This window comes from Pseudomonas sp. YeP6b, from assembly GCF_025642995.1.
Lineage (GTDB): Bacteria > Pseudomonadota > Gammaproteobacteria > Pseudomonadales > Pseudomonadaceae > Aquipseudomonas.
Window position 1 is genome coordinate 2,622,125 of sequence record NZ_CP080090.1, and the last position, 25,765, is coordinate 2,647,889.

25 protein-coding genes are annotated in these 25,765 nt (G+C 61.9%); 19 read left to right on the forward strand and 6 right to left on the reverse strand.

Features of this window, described 5'->3' with window-relative positions; translation table 11 throughout:
- Nucleotides 1–420 carry a chemotaxis protein CheY gene (locus KZH41_RS11835; protein WP_094952807.1) on the forward strand — a complete coding sequence of 140 codons (420 nt, stop codon included), beginning with the start codon at nt 1–3 and terminating at the stop codon, nt 418–420.
- Here KZH41_RS11835 and dkgB read toward each other — a convergent pair.
- The gene (gene dkgB, locus KZH41_RS11840; RefSeq protein WP_094952808.1) at nt 417–1,235 is read right to left on the reverse strand and encodes a 2,5-didehydrogluconate reductase DkgB; all 819 of its coding nucleotides are present in this window, start codon (nt 1,233–1,235) and stop codon (nt 417–419) included. The two genes, KZH41_RS11835 and dkgB, sit on opposite strands and share 4 nt — an antisense overlap.
- Nucleotides 1,236–1,466: 231 nt before the next feature.
- Here dkgB and KZH41_RS11845 point away from each other — a divergent pair, with 231 nt between their 5' ends.
- The gene (locus KZH41_RS11845) at nt 1,467–1,862 is read left to right on the forward strand and encodes a carboxymuconolactone decarboxylase family protein (RefSeq protein WP_094952809.1); all 396 of its coding nucleotides are present in this window, start codon (nt 1,467–1,469) and stop codon (nt 1,860–1,862) included.
- A 386-nt stretch (nt 1,863–2,248) separates the two neighbouring features.
- On the opposite strand, the gene KZH41_RS11850 is transcribed toward KZH41_RS11845, so the two are convergent.
- From KZH41_RS11850 to KZH41_RS11860, 3 genes are all read right to left on the reverse strand, one after another.
- A complete protein-coding gene (locus KZH41_RS11850; protein ID WP_242155475.1) occupies nt 2,249–2,449 on the reverse strand; it encodes a hypothetical protein in 201 nt (66 codons plus the stop codon).
- A gap of 122 nt (nt 2,450–2,571) precedes the next feature.
- The gene (locus tag KZH41_RS11855; protein ID WP_094952811.1) at nt 2,572–3,150 is read right to left on the reverse strand and encodes a cupin domain-containing protein; all 579 of its coding nucleotides are present in this window, start codon (nt 3,148–3,150) and stop codon (nt 2,572–2,574) included.
- Nucleotides 3,138–5,093, reverse strand: coding sequence for an FAD-dependent oxidoreductase (locus tag KZH41_RS11860; RefSeq protein WP_263274863.1), 1,956 nt, complete (start codon nt 5,091–5,093; stop codon nt 3,138–3,140). The genes KZH41_RS11855 and KZH41_RS11860 overlap by 13 nt, the downstream gene beginning before the upstream one ends.
- Before the next feature lie 131 nt (nt 5,094–5,224).
- Here KZH41_RS11860 and KZH41_RS11865 point away from each other — a divergent pair, with 131 nt between their 5' ends.
- The 11 genes from KZH41_RS11865 to KZH41_RS11915 all read left to right on the forward strand — a co-directional run bounded on the left by KZH41_RS11865 (nt 5,225) and on the right by KZH41_RS11915 (nt 18,414).
- Nucleotides 5,225–5,995, forward strand: a complete 771-nt coding sequence (locus KZH41_RS11865; protein WP_094952813.1) for a class II aldolase/adducin family protein — start codon at nt 5,225–5,227, stop codon at nt 5,993–5,995.
- 39 nt (nt 5,996–6,034) lie between these two features.
- Nucleotides 6,035–6,673, forward strand: a complete 639-nt coding sequence (locus KZH41_RS11870; protein ID WP_242155479.1) for a TetR family transcriptional regulator C-terminal domain-containing protein — start codon at nt 6,035–6,037, stop codon at nt 6,671–6,673.
- A 148-nt stretch (nt 6,674–6,821) separates the two neighbouring features.
- Nucleotides 6,822–7,613: an enoyl-CoA hydratase/isomerase family protein gene (locus tag KZH41_RS11875; protein ID WP_094952815.1), complete on the forward strand. Its 792-nt coding sequence runs from the start codon at nt 6,822–6,824 to the stop codon at nt 7,611–7,613.
- 27 nt (nt 7,614–7,640) lie between these two features.
- Entirely contained in the window at nt 7,641–8,801 is a 1,161-nt protein-coding gene (locus tag KZH41_RS11880; RefSeq protein WP_094952816.1) for an acyl-CoA dehydrogenase family protein, read from the forward strand.
- A gap of 18 nt (nt 8,802–8,819) precedes the next feature.
- Complete coding sequence (locus KZH41_RS11885; protein WP_263274864.1) at nt 8,820–10,928, forward strand: acetate--CoA ligase family protein; 2,109 nt, start codon at nt 8,820–8,822, stop codon at nt 10,926–10,928.
- Entirely contained in the window at nt 10,918–12,525 is a 1,608-nt protein-coding gene (locus KZH41_RS11890; RefSeq protein WP_094952818.1) for a 5-guanidino-2-oxopentanoate decarboxylase, read from the forward strand. The genes KZH41_RS11885 and KZH41_RS11890 overlap by 11 nt, the downstream gene beginning before the upstream one ends.
- Before the next feature lie 19 nt (nt 12,526–12,544).
- Nucleotides 12,545–14,131 (forward strand): ABC transporter substrate-binding protein, encoded by a 1,587-nt coding sequence (locus KZH41_RS11895; protein ID WP_094952819.1) that lies wholly within the window; start codon nt 12,545–12,547, stop codon nt 14,129–14,131.
- Between the two features lie 159 nt (nt 14,132–14,290).
- Nucleotides 14,291–15,250, forward strand: coding sequence for an ABC transporter permease (locus KZH41_RS11900; RefSeq protein WP_263274865.1), 960 nt, complete (start codon nt 14,291–14,293; stop codon nt 15,248–15,250).
- Nucleotides 15,251–15,253: 3 nt separating this feature from the next.
- The gene (locus KZH41_RS11905) at nt 15,254–16,081 is read left to right on the forward strand and encodes an ABC transporter permease (protein WP_094952821.1); all 828 of its coding nucleotides are present in this window, start codon (nt 15,254–15,256) and stop codon (nt 16,079–16,081) included.
- 2 nt (nt 16,082–16,083) lie between these two features.
- Nucleotides 16,084–17,703: an ABC transporter ATP-binding protein gene (locus KZH41_RS11910; RefSeq protein WP_263274866.1), complete on the forward strand. Its 1,620-nt coding sequence runs from the start codon at nt 16,084–16,086 to the stop codon at nt 17,701–17,703.
- Nucleotides 17,704–17,712: 9 nt separating this feature from the next.
- Complete coding sequence (locus KZH41_RS11915; RefSeq protein ID WP_242155487.1) at nt 17,713–18,414, forward strand: NAD(P)H-dependent oxidoreductase; 702 nt, start codon at nt 17,713–17,715, stop codon at nt 18,412–18,414.
- Between the two features lie 512 nt (nt 18,415–18,926).
- On the opposite strand, the gene KZH41_RS11920 is transcribed toward KZH41_RS11915, so the two are convergent.
- Nucleotides 18,927–20,006, reverse strand: a complete 1,080-nt coding sequence (locus tag KZH41_RS11920) for a 3-deoxy-7-phosphoheptulonate synthase (RefSeq protein WP_263274867.1) — start codon at nt 20,004–20,006, stop codon at nt 18,927–18,929.
- Between the two features lie 621 nt (nt 20,007–20,627).
- On the opposite strand from KZH41_RS11920, the gene KZH41_RS11925 reads away from it, so the two are divergent.
- A complete protein-coding gene (locus KZH41_RS11925) occupies nt 20,628–21,377 on the forward strand; it encodes a carbon-nitrogen hydrolase family protein (RefSeq protein WP_263274868.1) in 750 nt (249 codons plus the stop codon).
- Nucleotides 21,378–21,824, forward strand: a complete 447-nt coding sequence (locus KZH41_RS11930) for a GNAT family N-acetyltransferase (protein WP_094953692.1) — start codon at nt 21,378–21,380, stop codon at nt 21,822–21,824.
- Between the two features lie 35 nt (nt 21,825–21,859).
- On the opposite strand, the gene KZH41_RS11935 is transcribed toward KZH41_RS11930, so the two are convergent.
- Nucleotides 21,860–22,099 (reverse strand): DNA-binding protein, encoded by a 240-nt coding sequence (locus tag KZH41_RS11935; protein ID WP_094953693.1) that lies wholly within the window; start codon nt 22,097–22,099, stop codon nt 21,860–21,862.
- Between the two features lie 82 nt (nt 22,100–22,181).
- On the opposite strand from KZH41_RS11935, the gene KZH41_RS11940 reads away from it, so the two are divergent.
- The 4 genes from KZH41_RS11940 to pgsA all read left to right on the forward strand — a co-directional run bounded on the left by KZH41_RS11940 (nt 22,182) and on the right by pgsA (nt 25,758).
- Nucleotides 22,182–22,547, forward strand: a complete 366-nt coding sequence (locus KZH41_RS11940; RefSeq protein ID WP_263274869.1) for a helix-turn-helix domain-containing protein — start codon at nt 22,182–22,184, stop codon at nt 22,545–22,547.
- A gap of 151 nt (nt 22,548–22,698) precedes the next feature.
- Nucleotides 22,699–23,340: a UvrY/SirA/GacA family response regulator transcription factor gene (gene uvrY, locus KZH41_RS11945; protein WP_003190387.1), complete on the forward strand. Its 642-nt coding sequence runs from the start codon at nt 22,699–22,701 to the stop codon at nt 23,338–23,340.
- Nucleotide 23,341: 1 nt separating this feature from the next.
- Nucleotides 23,342–25,165 carry an excinuclease ABC subunit UvrC gene (gene uvrC / locus KZH41_RS11950; protein ID WP_177017687.1) on the forward strand — a complete coding sequence of 608 codons (1,824 nt, stop codon included), beginning with the start codon at nt 23,342–23,344 and terminating at the stop codon, nt 25,163–25,165.
- A 32-nt stretch (nt 25,166–25,197) separates the two neighbouring features.
- Nucleotides 25,198–25,758, forward strand: a complete 561-nt coding sequence (pgsA, locus tag KZH41_RS11955) for a CDP-diacylglycerol--glycerol-3-phosphate 3-phosphatidyltransferase (protein WP_003232771.1) — start codon at nt 25,198–25,200, stop codon at nt 25,756–25,758.
- Nucleotides 25,759–25,765 lie beyond the last annotated feature (7 nt).

Genomic DNA, 25,765 nt, shown 5'->3' on the forward strand with positions numbered 1-25,765 from the left:
ATGCCGAACAAAGCACTGACCATCCTGATTGCCGATGAACAGCACCTGCACCGGCTGTACATCGAAAAAATGCTCAACCAGTTGGGGTATCACCGGATTGTCCCGGTGCAAACCTTCGAAGAGCTGCAGATTCTCACCGCCATCCCGGCCGAACCCTTTGACGTGCTGATCATTAATGCGGGGTTGATGGCCCATGCCGTCGGGCCACAGCCGCAGGTACGCCATGCGCTGGTCTACGATCACCAGGACCTGGGCCAATCCGATGTAACACCCAGCGTGTTGGTACGGCTGCCCGGCGCGCCAGACACCGTTAACCTTGAACACTTCATGGACATCATCGACCCCCCGCAGGCCACCGGTGGCCTGCGAGTGTTGCCGTGGCTGAGGGAATTATCCCGAGAGCCCGCCAGCAGGGTTTAGTCCCACTTCGGTGCGATGCCTTTGGGGCTGGTCAGGCGGTGGCCACGTTCCAGGCTGGCAATCTGCGCCATGTCGGCCGCGCTTAAGGTCAGTTGCAGGGCCTTGAGGTTACTCTCAAGGTTCGCGCGCTTGGTCGATGACGGGATCACCGCGTAACCCAATTGCATGGCCCAGGTCAGGGTCACTTGCGCCGGGGTGGCGTGATGGCGTTCGGCGATTTGCTGGATGATCGGGTCTTTGAGCACTTCGCCGTAGGCCAGGGTCATGTACGAGGTGATCTGGATACCGTTGGCGGTAGCGAAATCCACCACCTTCTGGTTTTGCAGGTAGGGGTGCAGTTCGATCTGGTTAGTGGCGATGTTCTCGGCACCTACCGCCGCAATCGCCTGTTTCATCAGGTCAATCGTGAAGTTGGAAATACCGATTTGGCGCGTGAGGCCCAGGCGCTTGGCTTCCAGCAACTGGCCCATGAATTCGGCGACAGGCACCTGGTCTTCCGGCGATGGCCAGTGGATCAAGGTCAGGTCCAGGTAGTCGGTTTTCAGTTTGCGCAGGCTCTCGCGCAGGCTGGGAATCAACTGGCCCTCGGCGAAGTTGGCGATCCAGATCTTGCTGGTGATGAACAGTTCGTCACGCGGTACGCCGCTGTCGGCAATGGCTTGGCCGACATCCGCTTCGTTCTCGTAGATCTGCGCGGTGTCGATGACGCGGTAGCCCAGTTCCAGGCCGGTGCTCACGGAGTCGATCACCACTTGGCCTTGCAGGCGGAAGGTGCCGAGGCCGAAGGCGGGGACGTTTTGGGTCGGGATAGACATCAGTAACTCCTGAAGAGGTGTGAACAATGGAGTCGAGTATCCGCCCGTCGTTCCTTCGGAAAAACCGTCGAATCCGAAAAGGACTCTTTACCGCAAATCACGAATCCTGTGGCAAGCCTGCCAGCCACAGACCGTTCGTCAACTTTATTACGGCGCACTGAACAGCTTCACTTGCCAGCAGAGGGCTCCGCGCGGTATTCCACAACGCTCTCTCAACGCCTTGGAAGTACCATGACTCAACACCTCACCGAATACGCCGATGCCAGCCCTGAAGTGCGTGCGGTTTATGACGACATCATGCAGACCCGCAAGGTCGATCATGTGAATAACTTCTGGAAATGCCTGGCCGCCCACCCGCCGACGCTGCGCCGTACCTGGGAAAACCTAAAGGAAATCATGGCACCGGGGGCTCTCGACCCGCTGACCAAGGAATTGCTCTATGTGGCCGTCAGCGTGACCAACAATTGCCCGTATTGCATCGCTTCTCACACAGCGGCTGCGCGCAAGGCCGGGATGACCGACGCTATGTTTGGCGAGTTACAGGCCGTGGTCGGCATGGCCAATGAAACCAACCGTTTGGCAGTCGGCTACCGCGTGCCGGTGGACGAGGTGTTCAAGTGGCCGTGAGGGCGGCGTTCATCGGTCGAACCGCGCACGCGCGTGAGGTGTTTACTGGTCGAGCAGGGCGGTGTTGGTAGAACTGGCCCTGTCGCGTCGTGCGGTTTTTGCGCGATAGGAAAGTGTTCCAGGTGGTGAAGTCGAAGCGAGTAGCAGAGACCACGTTTTCTTGGGCCAGCATGATGGGCAGGGGCGGGGTCGTTTGGGGGTAGTGCGTGTTGAACGTAACGTCCAGCGTGTCCTTATCCCGGTATCCGCTGAGTAGGGGAATCAAGGTAAACCCATGGTCCACACCTTCGGACTCTGTCGGTGTTCCGGCGAACTGTACGATCCCAACATAGACCTTGCGATCACTCAAGCTGAACAGGCAAGGCACACATTTAAAGGAAGAATGATCAGCAGGCCCATGAATGATCGGCCTCCATATTGCGCACCTGGCGCACCGCTTCTTGGTAGTGCGGCGATGCCATGATTTCGACAGCATCGACGCCAATGCCGCCACGTACGACCTTCCAGGTTTTAAGGGATTTGACGTCCCTTACTCGATCCCAATCATCTTGCGTTGGCTTTCCAAACAGCAACTGCAGTAAAGACATGGCGACAACCTCGAAAAGAAGTAGCCCGATTTATAACAAGCGACCTGCCTGCCTAACACTGATGGCATGCCGCGCCACCGTCGCCGGTTCCTGTAGGAAGCGTCTCCATTTGTGCCGGCGGCCTAAAACGTCGGCGGCGTAATCACCCAGATCACCACGGTCTGCACCTTGCCCGGGTTGCCATACCGATGCGGTTCGCTGCTGGCGAAGCTGAAGCTGTCGCCTTCATCCAGCAAAAAATGCCGCTCTCCCACCCACAGCTCAAACCGCCCACTCAACACGTAGCCGGCTTCTTCGCCTGCGTGGCTATAGCTCTGTTGGCTATAGGCGCCGGGAGGAAAGCTCGATTGCAGCATTTCCAGTTGATGGTTGGGCAACGGCGTCAGCAGTTGGTCGACGATGCCATCTTCATAACGGATGCTCTGCCGGTTGCCCTGACGCACCACATAACCTTCATCCGCCTCGGCGGGAATGGTCTCACTGGCGAAAAACCACTGGATAGTCACTTCCAGGCTGCGGGCAATATTGAACAGCGCCGGGATCGATGGATATGCCAGATTGCGCTCCAACTGGCTGAGATAGCCGGCGGTCAGCTCGCTGAGCTGCGCCAGCTCGGTCAGCGTCATGCCGCGCGCTTTGCGCAGGCCGCGAATGCGTGTGCCGAGGAACAGTTGCTGGGGGTCGTCGTTCAAAGGTGCCATGCGGCCTTGAGTCCTTCGTAAATCGCCTCTTCGGCGGTACGCGGGGCCAGGCAGTCGCCGATGCGATCAAAGGGCACCAGACCCGCCAGTTCCGCGCCCAGAGTGTCCACCGGCTGATGGCCCTGGCACAACACCAGGGTGTCGATATTTTCCAGCAGCATCGGCTCGCCGCTGGCGGTGTGTTGCAGGTAGACGGTGCTATCATCGCAGCCGTAGAGGCGCGCATAGGGGATGATCGGGATGCGCAGCCGGTGCAGCTCGCCGGCCAGTTGATCGCGCACGTAAAGGGGCAGGTTCTCGCCGCAGTGGGTGCCATTCACCGCCAATTGCACCTGATGGCCGGCGCGTACCAGGCGTTCGGCGATGCCGGGGCCGATCCAGTCGCAACGCCAGTCGACCACCACCACTGAGCGGCCCAACGTGACTTGATCGCGCAGCACCTGCCAGGCGTCCACCACCTGCAGTTCGCCACCTTGCTCGAAGGCCGGCCAATAGGGCTCGGCGCCGGTGGCGATGATGACGTGATCGGGTTGCGCCTGTTCCACCAGCGCACGGTCGACGCGGGTGTTGCGCACCACGCGAACACCCGCCAGCGCCATCTCACGTTGCAGGTTGGTGCTGGCACCGCCGAACTCACTGCGCCGTGGCAGCAATTGCGCCAACAACACTTGCCCACCCAACTGCCCGCTGGCCTCGTACAGCGTTACGTCATGCCCGCGTTGCGCCGCCACGGCGGCGGCCTTCATACCGGCCGGCCCACCGCCCACCACCATGATGCGGCGGCGCTTTAACGCCGGTTGCAGGTTGCCGAAGACCAACTCGCGACCGGTCTCGGGATGCTGGATGCAGGAGATCGGTAAGCCCTTATGAAAGTGACCGATACACGCCTGATTGCAGGCAATGCACGCGCGCACGTCTTCGGCACGGCCATCGAGGGTTTTGGCAGGCATCAGCGGGTCGCAAATCAGCGCACGGGTCATGCCGCACACATCGGCCTGGCCTCGCGCCAGGATCAACTCGGCTTCCTGAGGCTGATTGATCCGTCCGGTCACAAACAGTGGAATCGACAGGCTGGCCTTGAACGTCGCCGCCTCATCCGCCAAGTACGCGGCAGCGATGGCCATGGGCGGCACGATATGGATCGCGCCGCCCAGAGACGCTGAAGTACCGGCGACGATGTGTACATAGTCCAACTGCGTTTGCAGGTTTTGCACGGCCTCCAGGGATTCACTTTCGGTAAGCCCTTCGGCATCGCGTTCGTCAGCAGAAATACGCAGGCCGATGATGAAATGCGCATCGGTCGCCGCCCGCACCGCCGCGATGATTTCCCTCAAGAACCTCAAGCGTTGCTCCAGCGAACCGTTGTAGTCATCAGTGCGCCGGTTAACTCGCGGGTTGAGAAACTGCGCCGGCAGGTAACCATGGCTGGCAACCACTTCCACCCCGTCGATACCCGCCTGATGCAAGCGCCTCGCTGCCGCCGCGTAACCGGCGACGATCTCATCGATCATCGCCTGCTCCAGCGCCCGAGGCATCACTCGAAACCGTTCGTTGGGCACCCCTGAAGCCGAGTACGCCACGGCCAGCAAACCGTCTGCCGACTCCATGATTTCCCGCCCTGGATGAAAGATCTGCGACAGCACCACGGTACCGTGGGCATGGCAGGTCTGGGCCAATTCGCGGTAGCCGTCGATGCACGCATCGTCAGTGGCCATCAGCACATGCGAGGTGTACCGCGCACTGTCATGCACCCCGGCCACCTGCAGCACGATCAGCCCCACACCGCCTTCGGCGCGTGCACGGTGATAGGCGATCAACTGCGCGTTAACCTGGTTATCGGTAGGCATCGAGGTGTCATGCCCGCTGGACATGATGCGGTTTTTCAGGCGTTTGCCGCGCAGTTGCAGCGGCTGGAACAGGTGAGCAAAGGCGGGGTGCGACATGGTGCAGATACTCCAGGCGCTGTTATTGTTATTTTTCTATAGGAGGCGAGCGCCAGTAAAAAATCAACTTGTTTTTTTACTGGTGTCTGGCTTAGCGTCGCCCTCACCAACCCCGTGCCTGGAGAATAAAAATGACTCACTCCACCGAGCCATCCCAAGAACAGCAACTGCGTGAAGAGCTCGCCGCGTGCTATCGACTGATCGCGCACTACCGCATGAGCGACCTGATCTTCACCCACATCTCGGTGCGCATTCCCGGGCCTGAGCACCACTTTCTGATCAACCCCTACGGGCTGATGTTCGATGAAATTACCGCCTCCAGCCTGGTGAAGATCGGCCTGGATGGCCGCGCGGTCGAGCCTTCGCCTTACGCCGTCAACCCTGCCGGTTTTGTCATCCACAGCGCCATCCACGGTGCGCGCGAAGACGCCCAGTGCGTGCTGCACACCCATACCCGTGCGGGCTGTGCGGTGGCGGCGCTGGCGTGCGGCTTGTTGCCGGTCAACCAGATCTCGATGGAGTTCTACGGCAAGGTCGGCTATCACGATTACGAAGGTGTCGCCCTGGACATGGCTGAGCAACGCCGCTTGGTCGATGACCTGGGCGACAAGCCGGTGCTGATGCTGCGCAATCACGGTTTGTTGACCGTGGGCGAGACGGTCAGCCAAGCGTTCCTGCGCATGTACTACCTGGACAAGGCCTGCGAAATCCAGATTGCCGCCCAGGCTTGCGGCGCATTAATCCTGCCGCCCGCCGAGGTTTGCGCCTACACCGAGCAGCAATTCAACAACCCTGGCCGCGCGCTGGAGGAGGGCGAGCTGACCGACCCGGACGCCATGCAGTTGGCGTGGGCGGCATTGCTGCGGATGCTGGATCGGGTGTCGCCGGGGTTCCGTGACTGATGTAGAGTCGTGCAGCCGACTCAACCAGGACACTGCCCCATGACCCAGGAATCCCGCTTCTCCCGCATGGAGCCGCAATTGCGCAAGGCCAATCTGGTCCAGGCCACGCTCACGTGCCTCAAGCGCGATGGTTTCCAGGGCGCCTCGATCCGCAAGATCAGTGCCGAGGCCGGGGTGTCGGTCGGGTTGATCAGCCACCACTACTCCGGCAAGGACGAATTGGTGGCCGAGGCTTACCGCACGATCACCGGTCAAGTCATGAGCCTGCTGCGCGAGACCATGGCCAAGGCGCCGCCGGACCCTCGCGAGCGGCTCTCGGCGTTGTTCCGGGGTTCGTTTTCGGCTGAATTGCTCGACCCGCAACTGCTCGATGCCTGGCTGGTGTTCTGGGGCGCGGTGAAAACGGCGCCTGCTATCAACCAGGCTCACGAACATTCCTACGGTGAGTACCGCACCATCATGCGCTCCGCCCTGACCGACATGGCCAAGGAGGAAGGCTGGCAGCAGTTCGACGCCGATCTCGCCGCCATCGCCCTCAGCGCCTTGCTTGACGGGCTGTGGCTGGAGTCCGGGCTCAACCCCGGCACCTTTACCCCGGAGCAGGGCATCCAGATCTGCGAGGCGTGGGTCGACGGCCTGCAGAGCGGCGGGCGCCAGCGTTACCTGCTCAAACCCTGAGCCTTTCTCGCCGCCTGAACGCACTGTTCAGGCCGGTATTTGCCCTCTGAAAAAATTTGCTGTTTGCCGATTGCCTCCTTACTGAACACTCGTTTAGTATTTCGTCATGTCGCACCCCTCACGCCAATTAAAATAATTCGAGGAAGCCATGCCTACCGATTCGTCCGTGCTCACCTATGTGCAAGCAGGCGTTGCCTGGATCACCCTCAACCGTGGCCCACAGCGCAATGCATTGGACATTCCGACCCTCAAGCACCTGCATACCTTGCTCGATGCGTTCAACAGCGACCCCGCCGTGCGCGTGGTGGTATTGACCGGCAGCGGCCGCAGCTTCTGCGCCGGTGCCGACCTGGCTGAGTGGGCCGAAGCCGAATCGCGTGGCGCCCTGGAAACCTACGGCTGGACCGAAACCGCCCACGCCCTGATGACCCGCCTGCACACCCTCGACAAACCCACGATTGCCGCGATCAACGGCACCGCCGTCGGCGCCGGCATGGACCTGACGCTGTGCTGCGACCTGCGCATCGCCGCCCAGTCGGCGCGCTTCAAGGCCGGCTACACCAGCATGGCCTACTCGCCGGATGCCGGCGCCAGCTGGCACTTGCCACGGCTGATCGGCAGCGAACACGCCAAGCGCCTGCTGTTCCTCGACGAGCTGTGGAGCGCTGATCGCGCACTGGCTGCCGGGCTGGTGGGCGAAGTGGTTGCCGACGAGCAACTGCACACCCACACCACGCAGCTGGCCACCCGCCTGGCCAACGGCCCGACGTTCGCCTTCACCCAGACCAAGACGCTGATCCGCGAAGGCGCCGCCCGCAGCCTGCCCGAGCAATTGCAGGCCGAACTGGCCGCCGGGCTGTTGTGCGGGCGCAGTGCCGATGGCGCCGAAGCCCTGCGCGCGGCCATGGACAAGCGCCCACCGAATTTCTGCGGCCAATAACAACAATACCCCCGAGCAGGTAGCGCCATGAATTTCCAACTCAGCCAAGAACAAGACATGTTGGTGGACGCGGTACGCAGTTTTGTCGCCAAGGAATTGCTGCCCCATGAAGCGGCGGTGGACCGCGCCGATGAGGTGTCGACCGAGCTTGCCGCACAGATTCGCGACAAGGCGATTGCCGCCGGTTTCTATGCCTTCAACATGCCCGAAGAAGTCGGCGGTGGTGGCCTGGATTACCTGTCCCAGGCGCTGATCGAACGGGAGTTGTCCAAGGTCTCGTGGGCACTGCACGTGTTCGTCGCGCGACCGTCAAAAATCCTTATGGCCTGCACCGGCGCACAGATTGACGACTACCTGTTGCCCTGCGTGCAGGGCCAGAAAATCGACTGTTTCGCCCTGACCGAACCGGGCGCCGGTTCTGACGCCAACGCCATCAAGACCCGCGCCGTGCGCAGCGGCGATGACTTCGTGATCAACGGCAGCAAGCACTTCATCAGCCATGCCGGCCACGCTGATTTTGCCATCGTCTTTGCCGTGACCGACACCTATGAACACAACGGCCGGCAGCGCAACGCGGTGACCTCGTTTCTGGTTGATCGGGGCACGCCCGGCATGACGATCCGCCGTGGCCCCAAGTGCGTGAGCAACCGTGGCTATCACACCTATGAAATGTTCTTCGACGACTGTCGCGTGCCCGCGTCCAAGGTGCTCGGCGAGGTCGGCAAAGGCTGGGATGTCGCTAACGCCTGGCTCACCGCCGGGCGCGTGATGGTCGCCGCCAACTGCGTCGGCCAGGCCCAGCGCGCGTTGGATGTGTCACTGCAATGGGCGGCAGACCGCAAGCAATTTGGCCAGCCCATCGGTACCTACCAAGGCGTGAGCTTCAAACTGGCCGACATGGCCACGCAGATTCGCGCGGCCGAACTGCTGACCCTGCACACCGCCTGGAAGATGGACCAAGGCAGCATGACCGACGGCGAGGCTGGCATGGCCAAGCTGTTTGCCAGTGAAACCCTGGGCAAAGTCGCCGATGAAGCCGTGCAGATTTTCGGTGGCATGGGCTTGATGGACGAGGGGCCGGTGGAGCGCATCTGGCGTAACGCACGGATCGAGCGGATCTGGGAAGGCACCTCGGAAATCCAGCGCCACATCATTGCCCGTGAACTGTTGCGGCCGCTGTTGCGCTGATCGGCGCGGAGAACGCTTATGTCCCAGGCTATTCGCGACAACCTCAAACGCCTGCTGGCGCCCCGGCACTTGGCCTTCGTCGGCGGGCGCAGCATGGCACGCGCGCTCAAGCGCTGCGCCGACGGCGGTTTTACCGGGCAACTGTGGCTGGTCAACCCGCAGCACGACAGCCTCGACGGTATCCCGTGTGTGCGCCGCATCGCCGATTTACCGTGCGGCCCGGATGCGGTGTTTATCGCCACCAACCGTGAGCTGACGCTGACCTGCGTGGCGGAACTCGCCGCCATCGGCACCGGCGGCGCAATTTGCTACGCCTCGGGGTTTGCCGAAACCGGTGCTGGCGGCGCGGCTTTGCAACAGCAGTTACTGAAGGCGGCAGGCGACATGGCGTTGCTCGGCCCCAACTGCTACGGCCTGCTCGATTACCTTCACAGTTCGTCGCTATGGCCGGTGGCCCACGGCGGCAAAGCGGTGGAGAAGGGCGTGGCAGTGCTGACCCAGAGCGGCAACTTCGCCTACAACCTGTCGATGAGCGACCGCTCGTTGCCGGTGGCCTACATGGCGTCGGTGGGCAACCAGGCGCAACTGGGCGTTGCCGAATTGATGGATGTGTTGCTCGATGAGCCGCGCGTCACCGCCATCGGCCTGCACTTGGAAGGCCTGAAGAATGTGCCGGGGTTTGCTCGCGCGGCGCACAAGGCTTTGGAAAAGGGCATCCCGATCATCGCGCTGAAAACCGGCGTGTCGCAGATCGGTGCCGAACTGGCGTTGAGTCACACCAGTTCGCTCTCGGGCTCCGATGCGCTCTACGACAGCCTGTTTGCGCGCTTGGGGGTAATCCGCGTCAGCGGCCCGGTGAGTTTTGTCGAAACCCTGAAAGCGGCCGCGTGCGGCAATCTGCCGGCGGGCAATCGCCTCATGGCGTTGGCCTGCTCCGGTGGTGACGCGGGGCTGATTGCTGACTACGCCGAGCGCAACCATCTGGCCCTGCCAAAGCTGGATGAAGACCAGCGCGGCGAGCTGGCACAGGTGCTGCCCAGCTACGCCAACTTGGTCAACCCGCTCGACTTCACCACCGCCATCTGGGGCGACCGCGAAGCGCTCAACCGCATGCTCGACACGGCCCTGCGCACTGACGCGGACGCGGCCATGCTGGTGCTCGATTACCCGGCTGAATTTACCGGCGAGCGCAAGGAATGCGACGTGCTGCTGGAGCTGTTCTGCAACGCACTCAGCCGCCATGGCAAGACCGGCTTTGTCACCTCGGCCTTTCCCGAGTTACTGCCGCGCCACGCCCGCGAACATCTGCACGCCCACGGCATTGCCGCGCTGCAAGGCGTGGAGGATGCGCTGGCGGCGTGGGGGCGGATTGCCGATTACCAAAACAATCGTCGCGTATTGCTCGAGCGCGGCGAGTCGGTCCTTGAGCCGTTCTGCCCCAAGACCCTTGGGGGCCAAGCCCAGGCTCTGGATGAGTGGGCGTCCAAACAAGCCTTGCGCGCCTTTGGCCTGAGCACCCCAGCCGGCGTCTTGAGTACGCCGGGGCGGGCGATTGCGGATGCCAAGCTGTTGGGCTACCCGTTAGTGCTCAAGGCTGTCAGCGCCGACTTGCCGCATAAAACCGAAGCCGATGCCGTCGCGTTGAACCTGCAAGATGGCTTCGCCCTGACGGCCGCGCTCGAGCAAATGCGGCGCAAAATTGCGGTGCACGCGCCGGGTGTGGTCTTCGATCAATTGTTGCTGGAGTCCATGGCGGCGCCACCTTTGGCCGAGTTGATCGTGGGCATCAAGCGTGAGAACGACTTCGGCCTGGCGTTGGTGATGGGCGCTGGCGGCATCCTCGTGGAATTGCTCAAGGACAGCCGTAGCCTGTTGCTGCCGACCACCGACGGTGCGATTCGCAACGCCTTGCTCAGCCTGCGCAGCGCCGCCTTGCTGCAAGGCTTTCGCGGGCGTGAAGTGGCGGATATGGACGCCTTGGTCGCGGCGATCCGCGCCGTGGCCGACTACGCGTGCGCCAACGCTGAGCAGTTGCTGGAACTGGATGTGAACCCATTGTTGGTCAATGCCCGCGGCGCCACGGCGGTCGATGCGTTGATTCGTTTAGGAGAGGGTTATGCAGGATAAAACGATGACGGGCGGCCAGGCCTTGGTGCGCTTACTGGCTAACTATGGGGTCGACACAGTGTTCGGCATTCCCGGCGTGCATACCCTGGAGCTGTATCGCGGCTTGCCCGGCAGCGGCATTCGCCATGTGCTCACACGCCACGAACAGGGCGCCGGGTTTATGGCCGACGGCTATGCGCGGGTCAGCGGCAAACCGGGCGTGTGCTTTGTGATCACCGGCCCCGGTGTGACCAACGCCGCTACCGCCATCGGCCAGGCGTATGCCGACTCGATCCCGATGCTGGTGATCTCCAGTGTCAATCACATTGCCAGCCTCGGAATGGGTTGGGGCATCCTGCATGAGACTCAGGATCAGCGCTCGATCACTGCGCCCATCACTGCGTTTTCGGCCGTGGCCTTGAGTACCGAGGATTTACCCGAGCTGGTCGCCCGTGCCTACGCGGTGTTCGACAGCGAGCGGCCACGGCCGGTGCATATTTCGGTGCCGCTGGATGTGTTGGCGGCACCGATCGAAAGGGACTGGAGTAATGAAGTGGTACGCGGTGCTGGGCGTGGTTTGCCAGCGGCCGAGGTGCTGGATCAGGCGGCGGCGAAACTCGCCTCGGCCAAGCGCCCGATGATCATTGCCGGCGGTGGTGCGCTGGCGGCGGGGGAGGCCTTGCAGTGTTTGAGCAGGCAACTGGCGGCGCCGTTTTTCACCAGCGTCGCGGGCAAGGGTTTACTGGCGATGGATGACCCGCTGAACGCCGGTGCAACCCTCTGCGTCGAGCCCGGCTGGCAGTTGATCAGCGAGGCAGATGTGGTGCTGGCGGTGGGGACGGAAATGGCCGACACCGATTATTGGCGCGAGCGCCTGCCGATTAACGGCGAACTGCTGCGAGTGGATATCGACCCACGCAAATTCAATGATTTTTACCCCTGCACGGTGGCGCTGCACGGTGATGCCGTTCACACCGTGCTGGCGTTGCTTGCACGCTTGCCAACGACGCCGCGCAACCCTGAAGCCGCGAGCGAAAAAGTCGCCGCGCTGCTGCAGGCCGTTGAGCAGGGGCACGGCCCATTGCAGTCGATCCACCAAGCCATTCTCGACCGCATCCAGGCCGAACTGCCGGCCAACGCCTTCATCAGCAGCGACATGACCCAGCTGGCCTACACCGGCAACTACGCCTACCCAAGCCGCGCCCCGCGCAGCTGGCTGCACCCCACCGGCTACGGCACCTTGGGTTACGGCCTGCCCGCCGGCATTGGCGCCAAGTTCGGCGCACCGCAGCGCCCGGGCCTGGTGCTGGTGGGCGACGGCGGGTTCCTCTACACCGCCCAGGAACTGGCCACCGCCGTGGAGGAGCTGGACAGCCCGTTGGTGGTGCTGCTGTGGAACAACGACGCCCTCGGCCAGATCCGCGACGACATGCTCAGCCTGGACATCGAGCCTATCGGCGTGCTGCCGCGCAACCCGGACTTCGCGCTGTTGGCCCAGGCGTTCGGGTGCACCGTGAACCAGCCAAAGAACCTGGATGAATTGCAGACGGACTTGCGCAACGGCTTCAAACGCAATGGCGTGACCTTGATCGAGCTGAAACATGCCTGTGCCTGTTGATCTTTAGAGGAGCAAGACCGTGAGCGAAAACAACAACAAAATGACTCAAGCGATGCACCGACGGGATTTCCTCAAACACAGCGCCGTGGCCGGCGCGGTGGCGGCAGCGTTTTCCATGGGCTTGCCTATGCACGCTTTCGCCGCAGACGCGGCGCCCAAGCCGGGTGGCGTGCTGCGCCTGGGCCTGGCCGGCGGCAGCACCACCGACTCACGCGACCCAGGTTCCTGGGTCGACACCTTCACCTTCGTCGGCTTCTCGGCGGTGTACAACACGCTGACGGAAATCGCCGTGGACGGCAGCGCGATCCCCGAACTGGCCGAACGCTTTGAATCCACCCCGGACGCGCGCGTGTGGACCTTTCATCTGCGCCAGGGCGTGACGTTCCACAACGGCAAAAGCCTGACGGCTGATGACGTGGTGGTGTCGATCAATCACCACCTGAGCAAGGACTCCACCTCAGCGGCCAAGACCGTGCTCGGCGATGTCGCCAGCGTCAGCGCCAAGGGCAATGATGCGGTGGTGTTCGAGCTGCATTCAGGCAATGCGGATTTTGCCTATGTAGTCGCCGATTACCACTTGGTGATCATGCCCGCCAAAGACGGCGCCGCCGATTGGCAGGCCGGCGTGGGCACCAGTGGCTATCGCCTGAAAAGCTTCGAACCCGGCGTGCGCATGGACCTGGAGCGCAACCCCGATTACTGGAAACCCGGCCGCGCGCACTTTGCCAGTGCCGAGTTGCTCGCCATCGCCGATGGCGCCGCGCGGGTCAATGCGCTGGTCACCGGGCAAGTCGATGTGATCAACAAAGTCGACCTGAAAACCGTGGCCTTGCTCAAGCGCAATCCAGGCTTGGTGATTGAAGAAACCAAGGGCGCCCAGCACTACACCTTCCCGATGCTGTGCGACAGCAACGAATTCAAGAACAACGACATTCGCATGGCGATGAAGCACGCCGTCAATCGCGAAAGCCTGCTGGCGTCGGTGCTGTACGGCTATGGCCTGGTGGGCAACGACCACCCGATCCAGCCGGGCAGCCGCTTTATCAACGCCGCGCTGGAGCAGCGCAGCTACGACCCGGACAAGTCGCGCTTCTACCTGCGCAAGGCAGGGGTGGAGTCGCTCAAGGTGCGCCTGCAAGCCTCCGACGCCGCCTACACCGGCGCGGTGGACGCCTCGGTGCTGTTCAAGGAACAGGCTCGCCAGGCCGGTATCGACATCGACGTGGTGCGCGAACCGGCCGACGGCTACTTCTCCAATGTGTGGATGAAGCAGCCGTTCACCACCTCGTTCTGGTACAGCAGCCTGACGGCCGACCGAATGTTCAGCATCGGCTACGCCAAAGGCGCGGCCTGGAACGAAACCCATTGGGACAACGCACGCTTCAACCAACTGCTCACCGCCGCCCGTGGCGAGATGAACGCGCCGCTGCGCCAAGAGATGTACAACGAAATGCAGGCGCTGTGCCGGGACGATGGCGGCGCGATTGTGCCGTTGTTTGCCAGCTCCGTGGCGGCGCGTTCGAACCGCGTCAACCATGGGCCGCTGACGGCGCCGTATGGTGAGTTGGATGGGTTGCGGTTGATCGAGCGGTGGTGGCAGGCCTAGAGATCGCCCAGCCAATGAACATCCAATGTGGGCGCTGGCTTGCCTGCGATGAGGCCCGTCCCATCACGGCAGATCTCCAGGCCGCCATCGCAGGCAAGCCAGCTCCCACATCAGATAAGTGCAGTTTCAAGGAGCGTATCCACCGCATGAGAATCGTCCATGAATAGTCTGCTCAAACTAATCCTCCAACGCCTGGCCCTCGGCGTGTTGTCGTTGCTCGCGGTCTCGGTGATCATCTTCCTCGCCGTGGGCATGCTGCCGGGCGATATCGCCCAGGCCATGCTCGGCCAGTCGGCCACGCCGGAAACCGTGGCGGCGTTTCGCGCGCAGCTGGGCCTGGATTTGCCGCCGCTCACGCGCTTTGCGCAATGGCTGCTGCGCCTGCTGCACGGCGACCTGGGCGCTTCACTGGCCAACCAGCGGCCTATCGCCGAGCTGATCGGTGCGCGGTTGGGCAATACGCTGAGCCTGGCTGCGCTGGCGGCACTGGTTTCAGTGCCCACCGCGCTGGTGCTGGGCATGCTCGCGGCGTTGTACCGCAACAGCTGGTTTGATCGCCTGCTCAACACCACGGCCTTGAGCGCCGTGTCGTTCCCGGAGTTCTTTGTTGCCTACCTGCTGATCCTGGTGTTTTCGGTGAAGCTCGGCTGGTTTCCCAGCCTGTCCAACCTGGCGCCGGATGCGTCGTTCGGCACGGTCCTTGTGCGCTCGGTATTGCCGGTCGCGACGCTGAGCCTGGTGGTGATCGCGCAGATGATGCGCATGACTCGCGCCTCGCTGATCAACCTGCTGGCCAGCCCCTACATCGAGATGGCCCGGCTCAAGGGTATCAGCCAGTCGCGGATTATCTGGCGGCACGCGTTGCCCAATGCGCTGGCGCCGATTGTCAACGTGGTTGCACTGAACCTGGCGTACCTGGTGGTGGGCGTGGTGGTGGTTGAAGTGGTGTTTGTCTATCCAGGGCTGGGGCAATTGTTGGTGGACTCGGTGTCCAAGCGCGACATCCCGGTGGTGCAGGCGTGCAGCCTGATTTTTGCCGCCACTTACATCCTGCTCAATACCACCGCGGACGTGCTGTCCATCGCCAGCAACCCACGCCTGATGCATCCCAAGGGGTAGACCATGAGCCTGTTGAGCCACGTGGCCAAGGCGCCGTTGAGCGCCAAGTTCGGCCTGCTGATCATTGTGTTGTACATCGCGGTGGCGCTGTTCGCGCCGCTGCTGGCGCCGTATGGCGAAACCCAGGTGGTGGGCGAAGGCTTCGCGCCTTGGAGCCGCCAGTTTTTGTTGGGCACCGATAACCTGGGCCGCGATATGTTCAGTCGCCTGGTGTACGGCGCACGCAACACGCTGGGGATCGCTTTCCTGACCACCACGCTGGCGTTTCTGCTCGGCGGCTTGAGCGGCTTGGTCGCGGCAATCAAGGGCGGCTGGATCGACCAGGGTTTGTCGCGGGTGGTGGATATTCTGATGGCGATCCCGCAGCTGATTTTTGCCCTGCTGATCCTCAGCGTGGTGGGCACCAACGCCACCTCATTGGTATTGGTGATTGCGCTGCTGGATTCGACGCGCGTGTTTCGCCTGTCCCGCGCCGTGGCAATGACCGTGGTGGTGCAGGACTTTGTCGAGGCGGCGCGCTTGCGTGGCGAAGGTTTGTGGTGGTTGGTCAGCCGTGAAGTACTGCCCAACGCTGCCGCGCCGTTGATTGCTGAATTTGGCCTACGTTTCTGCTTTGTGTTCCTGTTTATCAGCGCATTGTCGTTCCTGGGCCTGGGCATTCAACCGCCCACCGCCGACTGGGGCAGCATGGTGCGCGACAACGCGGTGTTGATCACCTTCGGCGATATCAGCCCGTTGCTGCCGGCGCTGGCGGTGGCGTTGATTACGGTCAGCGTGAATTTTGTCGTCGACTGGATGCTGCATAAATCCAGCGGCCTGAAGGAGTGTTGAGGATGGACAAGCCCTTGCTGGAAATCCGCAACCTGCAGGTCGAAGGGCATTACGAAGACGCCTGGCACCCGCTGATCAAGGGCATCGACCTGACCTTGCAGCGCGGCGAGGTGCTGGGGCTGATCGGCGAGTCGGGCGCGGGTAAATCCACCCTCGGCCTGGCGGCGATGGGCTATGCGCGCGATGGCTGCCGCATTGTCGGGGGCTCGGTGTGTTTTGACGGCATTCAGTTGTTGCAGGCCAAGCCCGAGGCCCTGCGTAAATTGCGTGGCCTGCGCATTGCCTATGTGGCGCAAAGCGCGGCGGCGTCCTTCAACCCGGCGCATCGGCTGATCGACCAGCATGTGGAAACGGCGGTGATCAACGGCGGTATCAGCCGCGCCCAGGCCGAGCGCGAAGCGGTGGAGTTGTACCGCGTGCTGCGCCTGCCCAATCCCGAAACCATTGGCCAACGCTATCCCCATCAAGTTTCAGGCGGGCAATTGCAGCGAGTGATGACGGCGATGGCGATGGCCTGTCACCCGGACCTGATCATCTTCGATGAGCCCACCACCGCCCTCGACGTGACCACCCAGATTGAAGTGCTGGCTGCGATTCGTGATGCGGTGAAAACCTTCGGCAGCGCCGCGCTGTATATCAGCCACGATTTGGCGGTGGTCGCGCAGATGGCCGACCGCATCATGGTGCTGCGCCACGGCAAGCGGGTCGAAGAGGCTGACACCCGCAGCATGCTCAGCCAGCCGCAGCAGGACTACACCAAATCGCTGTGGGCGGTGCGTAGCTTCCGTACTGAGCCCAAGGCGTGCCCGACCCAGGACGTGCCGCTGCTGGAAGTGCGCCAAGTGTGTGCCAGTTATGGGCATCAACCGGTGCTGCATGACGTGTCGATGCAGCTGTATCGCGGCCAAACCCTGGCGGTGATTGGCGAATCCGGCAGCGGCAAAAGCTCTACCGCGCGCCTGATTACCGGGTTGTTGCCGGCGACGGCGGGGCAGGTGTTGTATGACGGCGAAGCGCTGCCAGTGGACTTTCGACGGCGCAGCAAGGAGCAGTTGCGGCGCATCCAGATGATCTACCAGATCCCCGACACGGCGCTGAACCCGCGCCAGCGCATCGTCGACATCATCGGCCGGCCGCTGACGTTTTACCTGGGCCTCAAAGGTAAGGCGATGCGCGCGCGGGTTGCCGAATTGCTGGAGATGATCGAGCTGGACCCGGCGGTTTTCATGGAGCGCCAACCTCGCGAGTTGTCTGGCGGGCAGAAGCAGCGCATCTGCATCGCCCGCGCGCTGGCGGCCGACCCGCAGTTGATCATCTGCGACGAAGTCACCTCGGCCCTCGATCAACTGGTGGCCGAAGGCGTGCTGAAGTTGCTCAACCGCCTCCAGCAGCAACTGGGCGTGGCCTACCTGTTTATCACCCACGACGTCGCCACCGTGCGCGCGATTGCCGATGAGGTGGTGGTGATGCAGCGGGGCAGGGTGGTCGACCAGGGCAGCCGCAGCGCGATTTTTACCCCGCCGTACCAGGACTACACCGGCCTGCTGTTTTCATCGGAGCCGGAAATGGACCCGGACTGGCTCGATCACTTGCTGGCCCAACGGGCGGCGCCCACTGTTTGAGGAGTTCACATGAAGGTTTTGATTGTTCACGCTCACCCTGAGCCGCAGTCGTTTACCGCCGCCTTGCGCGACCAGGCTATCGCCACGTTGCAAGGGCAGGGGCACGAAGTGCAAGTCAGCGATTTGTACGCCATGCAGTGGAACCCCGTGGCGTCGGCGGCGGATTTTTCCACGCGGGAGAATCCCGACTATCTGGTGTATGCCCTGGAGCAGCGGCTGGGTGTGAAGAAGCAGTCGATTGCGGCGGATATCCAGGGCGAGTTGGACAAGTTGCTGTGGGCCGATTTGCTGATCCTCAACTTCCCGATTTTCTGGTTCTCGGCGCCGGCGATGCTTAAGGGCTGGATCGACCGGGTGCTGGTGTCGGGCGTGTGTTACGGCGGCAAGCGTTTCTACGATCAGGGCGGGCTGGCGGGCAAGCGCGCGTTGGTTACGGTGACCTTGGGCGGGCGTGAGCACATGTTCGGCGAGGGCGCGATTCATGGGCCGTTGGAGGACATGTTGCGGCCGATTCTGCGCGGTACGCTGGCGTATGTCGGGTATGAAGTGCTGGCGCCGTTTGTGGCGTGGCATGTGCCGTATATCAGTGATCAAGCACGGCGCGATTTTTTGCTGGGGTACGGGGGGCGGTTACAAGGGCTGGCGGAGGAGCAGCCCTTGGTGTTTCCGAGGTTGGAGCAGTTTGATGAGGCGTTGTATCCGCTTTCCTGAGTCCGGTGATGTTCAGATGTGGGGGGGCTTGCCTGTGATGGCGGTCTTTGGGCTTGCGCTTCTGAGTGCATATCCGTTGCTGCGTTAACGGCGGCTATTGGTTCCGCCCTTACGGCGGGTCACTTTTGGAAAAGAGCCGGAATGCCGGCCCAGCCAAAAGTAACCAAAAGGGCTCTTGCCCCACCACTCGGTGCCTCGCCTAGGCTCGGCATGCCAGAACGAAGGCTTGAATCCGTGGGCCGCCGCCATGGGCCATCCTTGGCCCATCGCGGCTAACCCGGCGTCCTGCCGGGTTACCCACGGATTCAAGCCTGCGTTCGGCCAGCGTGGTTAACGGGGCGCCTCAGATCAAGGTGGTAGAAGCAAAAGCAGAGCATCACCACATCTAGCTGATGTACCGAGATCAACTGTGGGAGCGGGCTTGCTCGCGAATGCGGTGGGTCAGTCAGCTTATTTGCAACTGAACCACCGCATTCGCGAGCAAGCCCGCTCCCACAGTTGATCTCAACCAGTCAGTTAGCGCTGCGGTATTCCCGCAACCGCTCGGCCGCGCTGCGCAGCAGCTGCTCGGTACCGTCCCAGCCCAGACAGCCATCTGTCACCGACACGCCGTATTTCATCGACGCGCTCAGCGGCTGGCAACCTTCGAACAGATGACTTTCGAGCATCATGCCGATCAGCGAGGTGTCGCCTTGCAGGCGTTGTTCCAGCACGTTGTTGAACACGGCCGGTTGACGCAATGGGTCCTTGCCGCTGTTGGCGTGGCTGCAATCGACCATGATCCGTGGCGCGACTTTGGACTTGGCCAAATCGTGCTTCACCTGCGCCACGCTTTGCGCATCGTAGTTCGGCCCACGGTGACCGCCGCGCAGCACCAGGTGCGTGTCGGGGTTGCCCGGGGTCTGGATGATCGCCGGGTGGCCCTGGCTGTCGACGCCGAAGTGGCGGTGCGGGTGCGAGGCCGAGCGCATCGCGTCACAGGCAATCGCCACGCCGCCGTCGGTGCCGTTCTTGAAGCCGACGGGCATGCCCAGGCCGCTGGCCATTTCGCGGTGGATCTGCGACTCGGTGGTGCGTGCGCCGATGGCGACCCAACTGAGCAGGTCATCGAAGTAGCCGGCGGCCATGGGTTGCAGCAGCTCAGTGGCGACCGGCAGCCCCAGGCGCAGCATTTCGCGCATCAGCTCGCGCGACAGCGTGAGGCCTGCGGCCATGTCATCGCTGCCATCCAGGTGCGGGTCGTAGGCCAGGCCTTTCCAACCGATGGTGGTGCGTGGTTTTTCAACGTAGGCGCGGATCACCAGCAGCATCTGGTCGCTGACTTCCAGCGCCAGCTTCTTCAGGTTGCGCGCGTATTCCATGGCCGATTCCGGGTCGTGGATCGAGCATGGGCCGACAATCACCAACAAGCGTGAATCTTCACCCTTGAGAATGGCGCGCACGGCTTGGCGATGAGCGTGGATCTGTTCGTTGAGGAACGGGCTGAGGGGCAGTTGGTGCTTGAGCTCAAGGGAGCTGGGCAGGCGCTGGGTCAGGGCTTCATTGGCGCTGGCAAGGGTGCAAACAGGCAAAGCGGCGACGGAGGAGTTCATATTCAAGGCTTCCTGGGCAAGCGGCGGGCTGTTCCCGCACGCTCTGCCCTACTGGGGTGTTCGACAATTGGCCGTATTGGCTGCGTGTGTTGGCTTGCCACCAATAGGTGACCGATCGGAGGCGGCAGGCTGTCCCGAACGGAGCTTGCTAAATCGCCATGCAGTGCAAGTGTCGTAACGGTAATAGGTGGCGTAGTTCATGTCGTGAGTCCTTTTAGTAGTCGGTGTGAAGCAAAATGATTAAGGCCTGAAAAAACAAAACCCCCGGTCGGGGGGAGCCGACCGGGGGTTAGATTTCTCTGGTAGGCGACCCCTTGAGTAGTGGGCGCCGATTTCAGGTATCAGGCGCGCCAGTGGCTAAACCAATACCCAAAATAAAAGCTGACCAGTGCGCTCGAACCGTTCACGCGGGTAGCCGACACCGAGCGCGAGGCGCTGGCAGCAGGGCAAACCTGAGTGGGGGTGAGTGGCAACATGGTATTTCTCCAAATGATGGGCGGAGCTTACTAGAGGCACACGGGTGGGTTCAATCAGTAATTTCTATCGCGTGAGGTACTTACGGCTATGGGGCGAGTGCCGATATGCTGGTAACACTTAGATAATGATTGCTGGGACGCGACCATGACTGCCTTGGCCCTTGCTGCTGCTCAAACCACTTCCGTCGCAGGCGACGTGCCGGCCAATATCCTGCGGCACCTGGCGTTCATGCACGCGGCGGCGGAGCACGGCGTGCAGTTGCTGGTGTTTCCAGAACTGTCGCTGACCGGCTATGAGCCGACGCTGGCGGCCGGGTTGGCGATTGCCCCCGAGGATGCACTGCTCGCCCCCCTGCGCGACATGGCGCGGGCGCTGCGGCTGACGGCAGTGGTGGGGATGCCGATTCGTTTGGCGCCGCAGACGGGCGTGTTGATCGGCGCACTGGTGTTGGGCGCGGACGGTTCGCTGGCGGTCTATACCAAGCAGCATTTGCACCCGGGCGAAGACGCGGCGTTTATCGCGGGGCAGGGCGGCGCAGCCCTCGAATACGGGGATAACCGCATCGCGCTGGCAGTCTGTGCCGACTTTTCCCACGCCAGCCATCCGCGTCAGGCGGTTGAAGCGGGCGCCAATGTGTACGCGGCCGGTGTGCTGATCAGCGAGGGCGGTTACGCCACCGACAGTGCGCTGCTTCAAGGCTATGCCGCCGAGCACGGCTTGCTGGTGCTGATGGCCAATCATGGCGGCCCATCGGGTGGCTGGGCCTGCGCGGGGCGCAGCGCCATTTGGGCTGCCGACGGCGGTTTACTTGCCGCCGCGCCGGGTATCGGCGACGCGTTAGTCATTGCCCGCCCCGATGGCGAGCATTGGGCTGGCCACGTGGTGGCGTTGTAAATGACATTCCACCTGCGCGCAGCGACAAGCGAGGATCTGCCATTTGCGCGAACGCTGACCCTCGAGGCCATGGGCCGTTATTACCAGCAGTACGGGTTGTTCTGGTCTGACCGAGGCTTCGACGCCGGCTGGGCGGGACGGGAAAGTTGGCTGATCTGCAAGGATGAGAGCGTGATGGGGTTTGTCAGCGTGAACCGTGACAGCGAGGCGCTCTATATTCGCGAGTTGCACCTGCTGCAAAGCTGCCGTAAGCAAGGCGCAGGCAGTTGGGTACTGGAGCAGATGGTCATCAAGGCGCGCGCGCAGGGGCTGGGCCTTTTACGCTTGACCGTGTTCAAGACCAACCCGGCGAGGAGGCTGTATCAGCGCCAGGGTTTGAGCATCGTTGGGGAGGAGGGTTGCTTCTGGCGCATGGAGCGCGAGTGTCACGCAACCCCATCGGACTAAAACAGGCACGCTGTATGAATAAGCGCATACTGCCGTCAGGTAACCGCTTGCGCGTCGCGGTGTTGAGCAACAGGCTCATCCACGATAATCCCTTCTTTCATGCCCAGCAGGACTGCCACCTTATGGGCTTCCCCGCGCCGTCCCTTTTTACGCCCAGCGAGCACTTGATACGTCGTGGCGGGATCGACGCCGTGCTCACGAGCGAACGCTTGAACTGACTTTCCTTGATGGTCCAACCAAGCCTTGGCTTGTGCAGCAGTGCGAATACCGGGCATAGTTCAAAACCGTTCAAGTTTGTTTAAAAACGAGATGAGTGTGTCACCTCTTGGGGTGTGCCAGACAGGATCATACATCCAAATGAGTGGAATCGGTTCGCGCTTAAGGCAGGAAAGAGAACGTCTTGGCCTGTCACAGAAAGTTTTTGGTGAAATCGGCGGCGTTGAAGCAAACGCCCAAGGCAAGTATGAGAGCGGTGGCCGCGCACCCAAGGCGGACTACTTGTCACGCGTGGCCCAGCGTAGTGTAGATGTTTTATATGTACTGACGGGAAGCCCAACGCCGATCCAGCTGGAAAACCTGAGCCAGCTTGAAGAGAAAATCCTGGAAAACTACCGGGCGATGTTCAAGGAAGATCAGGACGCTATCCGCCGATTGACCTCCACACTGGCGGAACACTCCGTGTCGCAGAACGGAAAATACAAGTTGGCTCTCACGCAAAGCTGACCTTTTGCTCAGTAAAATCGGCTGTCTGGCGCAAGCCAGGCACCGATAGCGTGCGCAAACTCTATATATATGACGCTTGCAGCTAGGTCTGCGCCTTGGTTTTTTGCTAAGGTGTTCAGCAACCTATAAGACCATATCGCGAGGTGTCTGCTTGATTAGGGTGCTAGTAGTCGATGACCATGATCTCGTTCGTACAGGCATTACACGAATGCTGGCTGACATCGATGGCCTGCAAGTAGTCGGTCAGGCCGAGTCGGGGGAGGAATCCCTGATCAAGGCCCGGGAGTTGAAACCCGATGTGGTTTTGATGGACGTCAAGATGCCTGGGATCGGCGGTCTTGGTGCCACTACCAAATTACTGCGCAGCCATCCGGACATTAAAGTCGTGGTGGTGACCGTGTGCGAGGAAGACCCGTTTCCCACGCGCTTGTTGCAGGCCGGGGCGGCGGGTTACCTGACCAAGGGCGCAGGCCTGGCGGAGATGGTGCAAGCCATTCGCCTGGTGTTTGCCGGCCAGCGTTATATCAGCCCGCAGATTGCCCAGCAGTTGGCTATCAAGTCGTTCCAACCCACCAGTGACTCGCCGTTTGATGCGCTGTCGGAGCGGGAAATCCAGATCGCCTTGATGATCGTCGGTTGCCAGAAGGTCCAGACGATCTCCGACAAGCTGTGCCTGTCGCCAAAAACCGTGAACACCTACCGCTATCGCATTTTCGAGAAGCTCGCCATCAGCAGTGATGTTGAATTGACCCTGCTCGCGGTGCGCCACGGCATGGTGGACGCCAGCGCCTGACATGACCACACCGTTTGATCCGAGTGCCTTTCTCTCAACCTGCAGTGGCCGCCCCGGCGTGTACCGCATGTTCGACAGCGAGGCACGCCTGCTTTACGTGGGCAAAGCCAAGAACCTGAAGAACCGCCTGGCGAGCTACTTTCGCAAGACCGGCCTGGCGCCGAAAACGGCCGCGCTGGTGGCGCGTATCGCCCAAGTCGAAACCACCATCACCGCCAATGAAACCGAGGCGCTGCTGCTTGAGCAGACGCTGATCAAGGAATGGCGACCGCCGTACAACATCCTGCTGCGCGACGATAAATCCTACCCTTACGTGTTTTTATCCGACGGCAACTTCCCGCGCCTGAGCATTCACCGTGGCGCGAAGAAGCAGAAAGGCAAGTATTTCGGGCCTTATCCCAGCGCCGGCGCGATCCGGGAGAGTTTGAGCCTGCTGCAAAAGACCTTTTTTGTGCGCCAGTGCGAAGACAGCTTCTACAAGAACCGTACGCGCCCGTGCCTGCAATACCAGATCAAGCGCTGCAAGGCGCCGTGCGTGGGCCTGGTTGAACCGGCGGAGTACGCCGAGGATGTGCGCCATTCGGTGATGTTCCTCGAAGGGCGCAGCAATGCGCTCACCGACGAACTCTCCGGCGCCATGGAGCAGGCCGCCAGCACCTTGGATTTTGAGCGGGCCGCCGAGTTGCGTGACCAGATCTCCCTGCTGCGCCGCGTACAGGACCAGCAGAGCATGGAAGGCGGTACCGGCGATGTCGATGTGATCGCCGCGTTCGTCAACCCGGGCGGCGCCTGTGTGCACCTGATCAGCGTGCGTGGCGGCCGGGTGCTGGGCAGCAAGAACTTCTTCCCACAGACGGGCATCGATGAGGAGGTGGCTGAAGTCATGGCGGCCTTTCTGGGTCAGTACTATGTCAGCAGCCCCGAGCGCGACTTGCCCTCTGAGCTGATCGTCAACGTGGTGCACGAAGACTTCCCCACGCTGATCGAGGCCATCCACGAGCTGCGCGGCCGCGAGCTGGACATCAGCCACCGCGTACGCGGCACCCGTGCCCGCTGGCAGCAACTGGCGGTGACGAATGCCGAACAGGCCCTGAGCGCGCGTCTGGCGAATCGACAGCACGTGGCTGCACGCTTCGACGCCTTGGCCGAAGTCCTCAACCTGGACGAGCCACCTCAGCGTCTGGAGTGCTACGACATCAGCCACTCCAGCGGTGAAGCCACGGTGGCCTCCTGCGTGGTGTTCGGGCCGGAAGGGCCGATCAAATCCGATTACCGGCGCTACAACATCGAAGGCGTGACCGCCGGCGATGACTACGCCGCCATGCACCAGGCCCTCACACGGCGCTTTAGCAAATTGAAGGACGGGGAGGGCAAGCTGCCGGATATCCTGCTGGTGGACGGCGGCAAGGGCCAGCTGTCCATGGCCCGTGACGTGCTTAACGAGCTGGCGGTGCCCGACCTGATCCTGCTCGGCGTGGCCAAGGGCGCCACGCGCAAGGCCGGTTTCGAGACGTTGTACTTGAATGATGCCGCCCATGAGTTCACTTTAAAGGGCGACTCACCTGCACTGCACCTGATTCAACAGATCCGCGACGAGGCCCACCGCTTTGCCATTACCGGCCACCGCGCCCGTCGCGGTAAAACCCGGCGAACCTCAACCCTGGAAGGGGTGGCAGGCGTTGGTCCGACCCGTCGTCGCGACCTACTTAAACATTTTGGTGGCTTGCAGGAGCTATCCCGTGCCAGCATTGACGAAATAGCCAAAGCCCCCGGTATCAGTAAAAAACTCGCTGAGTTGATTTATGCAAATCTGCACAGCGAATAGAATGCCTTCTCACCTCGTAGCCAGTTGTGCCGATGAATATCCCTAATCTGATCACCGTTCTACGCGTCCTGCTTATCCCGATTTTCATTTTGTTGTTCTATTTGCCGTACGAATGGAGCTATGCCGCCTCCAGTTCAGTGTTTGCCTTCGCCGCCGCAACCGACTGGCTCGACGGCTACTTGGCCCGCCGTCTGGAGCAGAGCACGCCATTCGGCGCGTTCCTGGACCCGGTGGCCGACAAACTGATGGTAGCGGTCGCCCTGGTCCTGCTGGTGCAGGAGCATGGCAACCTGTGGCTGACCCTACCGGCCGCCGTGATCATCGGCCGCGAGATCGTCGTCTCGGCCCTGCGCGAATGGATGGCGGAAATTGGCGCCCGCGCCCACGTGGCCGTCTCCAACATGGGCAAATGGAAAACCGCTGCGCAAATGCTCGCGCTGGTGATCCTGCTGGCGAACCCGTCGGACTTCTCCTTCTGGGTACTCACGGGATACGCCTTGCTGCTGATCGCCGCCGGCCTGACGTTGTGGTCCATGCTCCAGTATTTGCGTGCCGCCTGGCCTCACCTGCGCACCACTGTGGAAAAGAAATAAAACTTTT